The sequence below is a fragment of the Nostoc sp. DSM 114160 genome, from assembly GCF_053470305.1.
In genome coordinates, this window is sequence record NZ_JBPFGO010000001.1 from 3819011 (window position 1) to 3830538 (window position 11528).

Consider the following 11528-nt stretch of genomic DNA (forward strand, 5'->3'; position numbering starts at 1 on the left):
TAGTATGCTTAACTAATAGTTAAAATGCCAATTCAATAAGCATCTAACTCGGAAATTGTCAAAGTTTCTAAATCCATAACCGGAACGTTTAATTAACTTGTTCTTGTTATTAATGCCTTCCACAGCACCACTATTTGTCCTATTATCAAAGTAAGCAATTATCTCATAAAACCAACGGATAATAGTATTGTTACTCTTGGGAAAACATTTTTTAGCTTTCGATAACCACATACCGAGTTTAAAAACTCCCGGATACCAATTATCTGTCTTATTAAAAATCTTTCTAAATTTTTATTTTAATTCATGCATTTCTTTTAAGACGGGAGATACATTCTTGACTTCAGAAAGTTTATTTATTTGCTCTTCATTTAAGCTGAAGAAGACTGGAGAATTTAAACTAATCATTGTGTACACACAGAAAATAAAAATAAAAAAGTTTGAAAGGCACATAAAAATCGTTCCTTAGTTCCGACTCCAATTGAAATCGGAACTTTTTAGCAATGGTGAGCGATCGCTATCCCCAATCATCATAAAGGCTGAAACGTTTGTAGCGTAGTAATTACAGGCTAGCTTGCCCCTGGTGACAGCTTCCGTAACTTTACCCCAAATTAGTGATTGCTTGTGGGTGAAAAATCATTTTGAAGAAGATGAGCAAAAATTACGGTTTTTAACGTAGACGAGGTTTATTGTCAATAGGCTGGGTGTAATTCTGATTACAAGGCATCGCCCTTACGGGATGTTACCTGCTTGACTATTAATCATATCGTTGGATTTATTAAAACCCACGATGTTATTGTTTAAGTCAAAAATGGGTTTTCTAACTCCATGATATGTTTGACAATATTATTCCGGTTGGTAACAAGCCAATCTTTCTCTTGTGCGATCGACATTAATGATGGATGAGGTTCAAACACTACAGGTTTTCCAACGATCTCAAGGAGCGCCGTATCAGTTATTGAATCACCTATGGCAAGGGATTCCTCCAGATTTACACTCCAATCCTTAACCATCTGTAGAAAAATAGAATACTTCTTGCCGAGAGATCCTGACAAGAGATTTACTTTTCCAGTGTACTTGCCTTGGTGAGTGGCGAAAATTGAGCCTTGGTATTTTGAAATCCCAAACTCCTCAGCTAGGCAACACACGATTTCATTCGGGCTACCTGAAATTAATACAAGGGAATATCCCTGGCTGTTGAGAATGTCGAGGAGTTTCGGAACGAAAGGGAATAGTTTGGTTCGTTCTTGCTGCCATACTTGCCTAGCAATACGCTGCATTACAGTTTGTGATATCCCTGCAATCGCCTCTGCAAAGAGATTATAAGCGGTAGTTGCCATGATCTGGAAGTCAATTTCATTAAGGCGATATTTTTCAACTACTTTAAAAATATCCTCGATCTTTGATTTATCACTAATACCATTTGCTGTCAATGCTTGTAGTAACTGAAGCCCTAAAGCACCGGGGTAGAGAGTTCCGTCAATATCTAAGGCAGCAACTTTCATATCGTTCCTTTGCATATTATTCCCTGATAACGGCAGCGGTGTACTTAAGAGCGAGTAGCGCGAAGATACTAGTGAGAATAGGCACATCATAAGGTATGGGTCGGGGAGCTACTTGATCTGGTATGGAGACGAATTTCCCTTCTTCATCCTGCTGTAGCATCAGGTAATGTGTACCTCGCCTTAATGTTTCGGCATCACCAAGGCTGCTTAAGGCAATTAGGGTATATGAGGTACTGATAACATCGCTCGTGTCACCTAATTGATGACCCCAACCGCCATCGCTGTTTTGGGATTTACGCAGGTAGTCTAATGCTTTCGCTTCTGCTGTATAAATACTTTCTAAAAGCTGCGCTGACCCGAACAACTTTACAGGTACGCATTGCTAACACTGAACGAAAAATCGCCTGTGCTTCGCTCAGACTCCAGCTCCTTTCAAAAGAACCGTCGAACTTTTGAAGGCTTGTGATGTAGCGTAGTCCTAACTCGAAAACGTTTGTATACTCAGTACAGCGAGGAGCCAACGCGTTAAGAGCTGCTGCTGTCATGGTAATTTCAGAGGAATTACCACGCACAAAGGTAGGAAATCCACCATCTTCATTCTGAATAGCGAGAAGGTACGCCTCACCTTTTGAAATGTATTCTTTGTATTTGTCAACCCCAACTGCCTGTAAAAACTCCACACAGAAAGAAGTATCATCTACGTCAGTCTGACTTGTACCCTCTGCATATGACCATCCGCCATCTGATTGCTGTTGCCTCACTATGTACTCAGCCATTTGTAATAGAGTCTCTATGTCTGCTCCACTATCTGTTAACGCTACTCCAGCAGTTGCTGTACAGAAAATCTCAAAACTAGCAATAAAAGGGAAACCGCCATCTGAGTTTTGACAACTTAGCAAATTGTTAATTCCTTTCAACACTACATGGTGGTGTTCTGGAAACTTTTGAAGTGCCAATAAGATGATAATATTAGCTAAAACGTGTTTTTCCCAAATCGAGTTATTGTTCTGCGTTGCCAGTAGAAATTCTACGTCATCAGGGTTTATCCACTTTCGGTAGTTTAAACCAAAAGCGTATAGAACTTTGAGAGCGCATATTTCAGCTGCAACCCAACTTTGATAAGCTCGATAAAAGAAGTGTTCTATCTGATACTGGCTGTCATACGGCATTACTCCTAGTTCTGCTAGGATTGCACGGAACAGCACGCGCTTACGACTTGCTGTAAAATGCTGAAAGCCTGTCATATAATCTTCCACAACCTGTGCATCTTCAGGCGTACTTTTACGAAATGCTCCAATAATTAGAGCCTTGTAGAACTTGTTATTATGCTCTTTATCAAGTTGAGTAGTTAAGTAGTGAGTGAGTTGATATTGACAATTTGGATATATTTCTTGAATAGTAAGCAAGTGGAGCATCAATGAGGATTCAAGTACACGGCTCTTGCAAACATCTCTAACAGATCCGTCTGTTTTCACTTGATCTTTTAGATAGCGTGTAAGTTTCTTCTGGCAGTCTATAACTTGACCACGCAGTTCTGGCTCACCCAGTATTAAAGGTTGCAAAACAGAAGAGCTGACTATAGGATCAGAGAATTTTTTAAAAGTTTCCATAGATTTGTCAATAGGTTAGGTGTAATTCCGATCGCAAGGCATCGCTCTTACGGGGTGAAAAATTCAAGCGATCGCGCTGTTCTTCCCAATATTCCCAACCACGCTCTGCAACGACTTTGTTCAGTTCCCCAGTTAGTGGTGCATAGCCAGGTACAGAATATACCCCCCAATGGATGAAAATTCCGAGTTTCGCATCCTTGAACCAGTCTGGAACTTCATGCTTCGATAGCGATTCAGTTGTTGGCTCATAAGTTCTTTGTGCAAGGGCAACAGAAGTGAACAAGTTCAAAAATATTGTTAACGATAATGTAGCAAACAGCGCGCGTACTAAAAACTTAATCATTACAAGGTTCCTTATTGACAACTTTCTCAAACTTTAGAATGAAAGTATACTTAGTCATTTTTATCAACAAGCACTGGATGTTAAGTTTAAATCTATCAAATAGTGAAACTAAAGCTATTTGTTTCCTGAGTAGTATCTACTGAATATTAAACTCATGTACTGCCTTATTCTACTTGATGGCAAAGGTATTGTTTAGGATACTATATTTTCAACTACAACTGCACCCAATTAATTTTAATTATGCAGAAAATTATGGGCTTCATTGAGTTTGTTGGCTGATTCTTCTAATAAGCGTTGTTCATGAGCATTTCTTGATAACAGCAGTTGGCGCTCAATACCTGTTGAGCCAATGATACATGGAAGTCCAAGAACAACTTCACTGCCAACTCCATAGTTAGAATCTGCTCTGACGGATACTGGAAATATCTGCTTTTCATCTCGCAGAATGGTATCAACTAACTGACAAACTACTGTTGATATGCCATAGCTTGTATTTCCTTTACGTTCAAAAATGTTATAGCCCCGTTTACGAGTTAACTGTGCGTACTCTTGCTGAATTTGTTCTAGCGTTTCTCCTTGTGGTAGGGGAAATTCAGTTAACAAAATTCCCCCAATAAATGCACTAGACCAAACGACAAATTGACTGTCTCCATGCTCTCCAATCACATAAGCATGAATGTCTTGTTTTGCAACATTCAGTTGCTTTCCAAGTTGATATCTCAGTCTAGCAGTATCAAGAACGGTTCCCGAACCGAAAATTAGGTTTTCTGCTCTGGTGGAAGTAGCGATCGCAATCCGCGTGAGTACATCCACTGGATTGCTAATGATAATTACAATTGAATTCGGTGCAACTCGATCCAATTCTTTGATTGTTGAACGTATAATCTCTGCATTGTTGCTCAATGTATCTAATCGGGTCTGTCCAAGTTTCGGCTGCACCCCAGCAGTCACAATAATGATATCTGAATCAGCTAAGTCTTCATACTGATTTGATGGTATGATTTCCATCTCCTTAAGTAGGGGAATGCTGTCTTCAATGTCCCATACTTGTCCTTCAGCTTTTGATAAGGTTCGGTCAAAAAGGACAACCCTTACACATCTGCCAAGTAAAACTAAAGCATTTGCAACATCTGCACCTACATTACCTGCACCAATAATACCGACTTTAGATGTTTTACTCATCATGCTATATCTACTTTTTGCAAGAGTGAAATGTCGTTTGTTTGGTAAATCTTTGGATCTGCAATTGCTGTCTTTTTACAACTTGGAAAACAATATATTTAATCCTTCGGTCATCGTGGGATGAGTTAAAATACCATCGCGCAGAACGGTGTAGGGCATCTGAGCTTGCATCACCATCTGCACCGTTGAAATCACTTCACCTGCTTCATGACACAACAGGGAACATCCTAGAATACGACCTGTATCTGTATCCACGATCGCCTTCAGAAGTCCATCGGTTTGACCGAGTGTTCTTGCTCTGGGAACGGCTGACGCATCCACCTTCGCCACGCGGATAGCATATCCTTGTTGCTGTGCTTCAGTTTCAGTCAAACCCACATGAGCCAGTTCTGGATCGATGAATAGACTTGATGGAACCAATCGATCGCGTGTACTCCGGTTGCCCCCATCAATTAAATTAGCTTTGATAATGCGATAATCATCGAGCGATATATGAGTGTATTGCGGGCCGCCATTGATGTCGCCTAACGCCCAAATTCCCGGAATGTTCGTCTCTAAGCGATCGTTAACTTGAATAAATCCGCGTGTATCGGTTGCAACACCAGCAGCAGCTAAATTTAAGCTCTCAGTATTGGGCGCACGACCAACGGCGACGAGCAAATGCGACCCTTGGAGGGTGAAATCACCCTCGCCAACTTGGATTTGCAGGACGGTTTGATTATCAGTGCGAGTAACCCTCAACACCTTCGCCTTCAGTAAGAATTCAATACCATCTTTTTCTAGCAGTGTTTGAACTGCGATCGCTATATCTGGATCTTGCTGTGACAGGATTTGCTCATTTTGCCCAATGATAGTAACACCAGAGCCAAAACGCCGAAACATCTGGGCAAACTCTAAACCAATATAGCCACTACCGAGAACGATCAGGTGTTCAGGCAAATGTTCTAGCTCCATAATCGACTCACTCGTTAAAAATCCAGCTTCTGTGAGTCCGGGAATCGATGGAATTAACGGGTCGTGTGCCTGTATTAATAAATAACCGTTCGGCGGTAAGGAAGTGATTGTTCCCCTCAGTCGTCGTTACTTCAATTGTTTTGGGAGCAACAAAGCGGGCTGTACCAATGATCAGTTCGTGACCCAAAGCAGTTTCTAAATTGTGCAAGTTCATTTCACGCGCAGATTGTACAACTGTTCGTTTTCGTTGGATCACCTCTGCTAAATTAACGATGGGTGTATTAGCTTTAACACCATAAACGGCACTATTTCGTACTGTGTTTGCCACATTAGCACTCGCCACCATAGTTTTAGTAGGAATGCAAGCAATATTAATGCACCCGCCACCAATCATATTTAAGCTGCGTTCAACCAGAGCGGTTTTACGTCCGTCAGCGACTAACGCTGGTGCAAGTGTTTTACCCGCTTTGCCACAGCCGATAATAATGTCGTCATAGTGTTGAGCGTTCACTTCCATATCCTTTGAGTTCGAGCGGGTGAATACGATTTCAACTTTTTCTACAAGCTTGCTTCATCAAGATACGCTTGTTTTTATACACCTCTAAAGTACCAGACTGCGGGTTATCTAACGTGCCATCCCACACCCAATATTCATAAATTCCACTCCGAAACTTATACACTCGAACACCTTCTGTCGCTTGGCTAGTTCCTTTGCCCAAACTTAAATTACCGTTGGAACTGGTCGCGCGATAAAGCAGTTCACGAGAAGTATAATTCTGCCAAATATTGATGTTGTACCCACCCTGGCATTTTGTACTCAGGAGGAGGCCAGCAGTAGAATCAGCAGAAGCTCTTAAGGAAAAATTAGCTAAGATACTGATTGGCAGAGCCAGGAGTAACGCGGATGTTTTCATAAATCTTGCAAAATTAATAAGTTTGACATTTATTTGAGACTTTGACACCAGTGGCTAAATGCTGTTTCAAAAACGCCAAGGTGCGATCGCGTGCTAATTCTGCGACTTATTGGCGATCGGCAGAATTAAGTGCTCGATCGATTAAAGGTGCAATGATAGCGATATTTTTCACCAACTCATCACAGAGAGAAAATCGCTGTTTTAAGTAATTAGGATCGTTGTAACTCACCCAAACCTTGCCGTCAGTCGCTTCCCATGCCAGTACTTTCAGGGGTAAATCCAGGGCGATCGTGGGTTCTGCTACCATGAGGGAAGTTCCGGCTTTCGGGTTGCCAAACAGCAACAACTGTGTAGGACACAGGCTTAGTCCGACTTTTGCGGCTTCAGCCTGTTGATCGATGCGGGCAAAAATGGTGATGCCTTTTACTTGAAGGACGGCTTCTAATCGATCGATGGTTACAGGCACTGAATATTGACTGAGCTGGCTAATGATGCCGTTGTTTGCATTCATAGCAGTGGATTTCTTGTAGGATAAAACTGGACGATCTGGTTCGTTGAGCTTTTCAAAGATTGAGGTCTGACAATCCTGGATGCTCGTCGGGACGACGACCTAGTATCCAGTGGTATTTGCGATCGCTTTGGTGAATTGGCAGGGGTCGTTGATGCTGGCAATACGCCATCGCATAAATCCGTGTTCGTCAAACTCCCAATTCTCATTGCCGTAAGAGCGAAACCAGTTGCCGGAATCATCATGCCATTCGTAAGCAAATCGGACAGCAATGCGGTTGTCTTGAAAAGCCCAAAGCTCTTTGATTAGACGGTAGTCCAATTCTTTAAGCCACTTACGTGTCAAGAACTGGACGATCGCCTCACGACCAGATAGAAATTCTGAGCGGTTGCGCCAAATGCTATCCGACGTGTAAGCGAGTGATACTAGTTCAGGGTTACGTGTGTTCCAAGCATCCTCTGCAATTCGGACTTTTTGGATGGCGGATTCACGATCGAAAGGTGGCAGGGGTGGTCGAGGTTTTTCGGGGTTGTTCATAGTATGTAAGCACTAGAATCGCAATTCTCGTTTCGAGAGGCTTTGCCAACGTCTCAGCACGGTTGAATTAAATTTACAGCAGATTTCAAGTTGGTGAAGTAGACAAACTAATACCAATTCGCAATTCGCAATTCGCAATTCGCAATTCGCAATTGAAAAACTCAGATTTAGCAAGGCTTTCCTTGGTTCCATCTGTTGCTGTCTTTTGGAGAATTGGTATAAGTCCCAAAGCCAGGTATGAACTTTGTTTTACTTCTGGATTCTGCTGTAAGTGCCTGCCGACCGAATTACCTCAAAAGCAGTTTAATACAGATCGATGAATACCACCCGCGATGTGCAGCATTTTTCCAGATGCCCCCGTCACAACTGCAATTTTCCCTCTAATGGTACGCCAAGGCAACGCAAGCGGGGAAAAGGGGAAGGTGGAAAGGGTTTAAATCCCTTACCCTTTTCCCTTTAACCTTTACCCAACCTCCATCTAACATTTTTGGGTTGGTAGACTACTAGTTTTTTCATGATGATTTCTTAGGATCGGGCAGCGTGAACTCCACAGTTTCGCTAGTGATGACTTTGTGTGTGGGGTCAGCTAGTTCGATCAGCACCTTGTGCGCGCCAGGTTCCAGTCCGACCAGGATAATCGTTTCGCCACTGGAATCGACAAAGTGCCACGGCAAATCGTCAACGGTGATGTGGATATGACCGATGCGCGGCGATACTTCGAGAGCACCTTTGCCAAACACTGGCAACACACGCAAATTCTCCGTCCGGTACTGGATAAAGACGCGACCCTGAGCTAGTGGTTCGGGAAGCGGTGGATCGACAATCAACTTGGGTGGTGCTTCGTTTTCAATCGCAATCAACGGTGACGATCCGATAATGTCCCTAGCAGTCGGTGTGTGGCTGTTCATAGCAGGTAAGTACCCGATAGTAGTTTAAATATAACGATCCATTTGAAGGTGAAACGGCACAGAGTTATCGCATCAAAGAAACGTTAACGTTTCTTTGATGCGAGTTCCCAGACCGCAGTTGCGAATTACCCTTTTTTCCTACGCTAACTCCGTAAGCAGCAAAGCGATGGAGGAGAGTCTTTTCCTTTTCCCAAAAATATCGATCGCATCCTATTGCAGATATTTCTTCAATTGGGCAGCAGCTTGAACAAACAAAGAGCGCACTTGTGGCAGATCGGCTAAACCATTGAGCAGTCCAAAGTCATGAATCATGCCGTTGTACTGCACCGTTGTCACCTCTACCCCAGCTTCATCGAGCTTGCGTCCGTAGGCTGTGCCTTCGTCATGCAAAATATCGCTCTCTGCAACCACAATTAACGCTGGAGGCAAGCCTTTGAGTTGCTCAACCGTCGCCTGTAAAGGAGAAGCATAGATGTCTTTGCGCTTTTCTGGGTCAGCGATGTACATATCATACATCCACTTCATCGCGGGTGCGCTTAAGTACCGTTTGTCGCCAAATTGATGATAAGAATTCGTTTCAAAATCGGCATCGACGATCGGCCACATCATGATGTGTAGCTTGATGTGTGGCCCTCCGTTTTCTTTCGCCTTCAAAGCAGTGACTGCTGTCATATTTCCGCCGACACTGTTGCCGACCACCGCCAGATTCTTGCCATCCACCCCAATCTCCTCACCATGCTCGGCAACCCATTTGGTCGCAGCATAAATCTCATTGATCGCCTGTGGGTACTGAGCATCTGGCGTGCGCGTGTAGTTGACAAAGACCCCTGCAAACCCTGAAAGCACAACCAGATCGCGCACCATACGCTTGTGTGTTGGATAATCACCCAACACCCAACCACCACCATGAATAAAGATGAAAACAGGTAATGTGCCTTTGATACCTTCCGGTCGCACGATATTGAGCGTAATCGAATAACCGTCAGCAATAATTTTCTTCTCAGACTCTTCAATGCCTGAAAGGTCTACGGTCACAGAAGCCTGTGCATCCACGAGTACTTGACGTGCTTCGAGTGGAGGTAATGTCTCTAACGGCACACCTCCTGAATTCAGCACTTTCAAAAATTCCTTCACCCCACTGGAAAGACGTGGATCGTCGGCAACTTCCAAAATTTTTGCTGCTGGCGAGTTTGTTTGAGCAACCATGACATTCTCCTTTGATAAGTAGTAAAAAATCTGTTGAAATGACACTGTTAAGTGAATTGATTTAACAGTGATACTTGATTCAGCAGTGATTGTGGAATGACAATCACTGAAGAGGCAGAGGGGAAGGGGGCAGGGAGCAGGGGGAACAAGCCCTTCTCCTCTGCGCGGAGCGAACGCGAGTGCGTCTGGTAGAGAAGCGGAGCATGGGTACGTTCGCGGAGCGTCTCGGAGAGAAGCCCCGCCCTTCTAGTGCGTTCTTACTGGGGCGGAGTACAAGCTCTGTCTCAGTTTTCCCCCCTTGCTCCCTGCTCCCTGCTCCCCTGCCTCTTTTGACCTAGCGAGTCGCTGCCTCGATCGGTTGTTTCCACACCGCAGCAGCATAGAGCGAGTTCTCAAAATCGGGGGCGATATCGCCTGTGATACGTGCCTCATGATGCGCCCAGTCCTCAAAGAACAAGTCGTGACTGATGCACGATACTATTGCAGGTATGTCGCGGCGGATGCTAAATATGTCACCAATTGGCAAGCCGAAGCTGACGAAACCAGCAGGATTAAATACGTGAATGTCTTTGAGATAAGGGGCAGTGCCAGGTACTTTTTCTAGGAATTCACGGGCGTTACCCAAGTAAGGGTGCGTTCCTAAATAGTCGTCGCGCAGGTCTTCTGGTGGCTCGTAGCGATCGCGCCAGAGAGCAATGTGCTGGGCAAAGTCGGCTAATTCGGGACGCTTTGTTGGGTCAACGAAGTAACCCCGTGCCAGCGATCGCAAAATCAACCTCGAAAACATCATCATTCACCCTGAATGACAATGCGTTCGCCCATTGCCTGTGCCGATTTCCAAGGTGCAGATAGGTGATGTGTGGAAAGTTCGGGAAGGCGATCGCTCGCTCAATCGCGTTCCGTGATGGTGTGGAGCCTGCTCGACGCAAGCGCCCAAGCTTGAAACCAGCGGGCTGCATCGGGTAATTGGGGATAGTTGCAGTAAGCACCAGGGTATTCCCGTATCCGAAGGATTGGTAGAGATGGGAAGTGCCGACCGCCGGACAAATAGGTGTACTGCCTTAGCTCCCGATTCCGCCGCCACTCCCTGCTGCATCGAAAGCTGAAGCCGCCCCCACCCCAGTACCGCCACAGTCTTACCGCGCAGTGCTTCAAAATCGATGGCACTCGGCGGTATGTGCGTACAGCGTGCGTGGTAAGTCAGCCAGTACTGGAGGTATGTATGCACCACCCAGTGCCGCCACGCCATTTGCGAAGATAATTTTTGCGCGTAGTTTCTACCTGTGGGACACCGTTTACCCTCAAGGTGTAGGCGGAAGAAACCATCGGCTGGCTCAACCCGCACCCAACTTCGTCCGGTAACGAACCTGGATACCGAGGAGTGCCGATACCAACTGAGGTACTCAGCCCATGTCAACTCGCCCAATGCGATCGATCGCCGCATAGGCTTCCGCACCGTGCCGCGCTTCGTACCAGGCTTGAAAGGATAATTCTGGGATGCCTAGTTTCCGGGCCAGGCACATTTTTCGGCGTGCGGAGCTTTTCCATCCGCGCTCGTGTCAGCCACACGCCTGCATGAGCCTCGTCATCGGCTGCATCGATCGCCGTCACGCGACCGATGCCAGCACGCCGTAGCGCAAATACAAAGGCGCTACCGCTGCCGCTGGCCCACCGATTATAGTGACATTGCGATCGGATATGCCTATGGCGATCGGGTACCCAGTTTTCGGGATCGGGGGCCGAGCAGCGTAGTGCCTCGCGGGCAGCAAAATCGGAATCGGTCGTTGTTGTCATCTCGATCTCCTCAGATAGTGAAATGCGATTGTTTATTCGGGCGATCTATCTCACATCCTGACGACCAAAG

The 11528-nt window shown here is 45.0% G+C and carries 14 protein-coding genes and 2 pseudogenes; 1 reads left to right on the forward strand and 15 read right to left on the reverse strand.

Going from position 1 to position 11528, the window contains the following annotated elements:
• Positions 1 to 12 precede the first annotated feature (12 nt).
• The 15 genes and pseudogenes from NSTCB13_RS16880 to NSTCB13_RS16950 all read right to left on the reverse strand — a co-directional run.
• Positions 13 to 375 (reverse strand): annotated as a pseudogene (locus NSTCB13_RS16880) (ISL3 family transposase); the annotation flags it as partial.
• 422 nt (positions 376 to 797) lie between these two features.
• A complete protein-coding gene (locus NSTCB13_RS16885; protein WP_448273080.1) occupies positions 798 to 1502 on the reverse strand; it encodes an HAD family hydrolase in 705 nt (234 codons plus the stop codon).
• A 16-nt stretch (positions 1503 to 1518) separates the two neighbouring features.
• Complete coding sequence (locus NSTCB13_RS16890) at positions 1519 to 1866, reverse strand: prenyltransferase/squalene oxidase repeat-containing protein (protein WP_448273081.1); 348 nt, start codon at positions 1864 to 1866, stop codon at positions 1519 to 1521.
• A complete protein-coding gene (locus NSTCB13_RS16895; RefSeq protein WP_448273083.1) occupies positions 1796 to 3112 on the reverse strand; it encodes a prenyltransferase/squalene oxidase repeat-containing protein in 1317 nt (438 codons plus the stop codon). Before NSTCB13_RS16895 ends, NSTCB13_RS16890 begins: the two co-directional genes overlap by 71 nt.
• Before the next feature lie 7 nt (positions 3113 to 3119).
• Positions 3120 to 3455 carry an alpha-L-fucosidase gene (locus NSTCB13_RS16900; protein ID WP_448273084.1) on the reverse strand — a complete coding sequence of 112 codons (336 nt, stop codon included), beginning with the start codon at positions 3453 to 3455 and terminating at the stop codon, positions 3120 to 3122.
• 234 nt (positions 3456 to 3689) lie between these two features.
• A pseudogene (locus NSTCB13_RS16905) lies at positions 3690 to 4649 on the reverse strand (L-lactate dehydrogenase); the annotation flags it as partial.
• 63 nt (positions 4650 to 4712) lie between these two features.
• Positions 4713 to 5591, reverse strand: a complete 879-nt coding sequence (locus NSTCB13_RS16910) for an FAD-dependent oxidoreductase (protein ID WP_448273085.1) — start codon at positions 5589 to 5591, stop codon at positions 4713 to 4715.
• Between the two features lie 7 nt (positions 5592 to 5598).
• Positions 5599 to 6102: an FAD-dependent oxidoreductase gene (locus tag NSTCB13_RS16915; protein ID WP_448273086.1), complete on the reverse strand. Its 504-nt coding sequence runs from the start codon at positions 6100 to 6102 to the stop codon at positions 5599 to 5601.
• Positions 6103 to 6139: 37 nt separating this feature from the next.
• Positions 6140 to 6505: a hypothetical protein gene (locus NSTCB13_RS16920; RefSeq protein ID WP_445627549.1), complete on the reverse strand. Its 366-nt coding sequence runs from the start codon at positions 6503 to 6505 to the stop codon at positions 6140 to 6142.
• Between the two features lie 106 nt (positions 6506 to 6611).
• Positions 6612 to 7016: a DUF302 domain-containing protein gene (locus NSTCB13_RS16925; RefSeq protein WP_445627548.1), complete on the reverse strand. Its 405-nt coding sequence runs from the start codon at positions 7014 to 7016 to the stop codon at positions 6612 to 6614.
• Between the two features lie 99 nt (positions 7017 to 7115).
• Positions 7116 to 7550 carry a nuclear transport factor 2 family protein gene (locus NSTCB13_RS16930; RefSeq protein WP_448273087.1) on the reverse strand — a complete coding sequence of 145 codons (435 nt, stop codon included), beginning with the start codon at positions 7548 to 7550 and terminating at the stop codon, positions 7116 to 7118.
• A 512-nt stretch (positions 7551 to 8062) separates the two neighbouring features.
• Positions 8063 to 8458 carry a DUF6130 family protein gene (locus NSTCB13_RS16935; protein WP_445627546.1) on the reverse strand — a complete coding sequence of 132 codons (396 nt, stop codon included), beginning with the start codon at positions 8456 to 8458 and terminating at the stop codon, positions 8063 to 8065.
• A 210-nt stretch (positions 8459 to 8668) separates the two neighbouring features.
• Complete coding sequence (locus tag NSTCB13_RS16940; RefSeq protein ID WP_445627545.1) at positions 8669 to 9664, reverse strand: alpha/beta hydrolase; 996 nt, start codon at positions 9662 to 9664, stop codon at positions 8669 to 8671.
• 334 nt (positions 9665 to 9998) lie between these two features.
• Complete coding sequence (locus tag NSTCB13_RS16945; protein ID WP_448273088.1) at positions 9999 to 10457, reverse strand: hypothetical protein; 459 nt, start codon at positions 10455 to 10457, stop codon at positions 9999 to 10001.
• Positions 10458 to 11120: a hypothetical protein gene (locus tag NSTCB13_RS16950; protein ID WP_448273089.1), complete on the reverse strand. Its 663-nt coding sequence runs from the start codon at positions 11118 to 11120 to the stop codon at positions 10458 to 10460. It abuts the gene before it with no gap.
• A gap of 100 nt (positions 11121 to 11220) precedes the next feature.
• On the opposite strand from NSTCB13_RS16950, the gene NSTCB13_RS16955 reads away from it, so the two are divergent.
• Positions 11221 to 11528: hypothetical protein (locus tag NSTCB13_RS16955; RefSeq protein ID WP_448273090.1), on the forward strand; the 308-nt coding region annotated here is incomplete at its 3' end.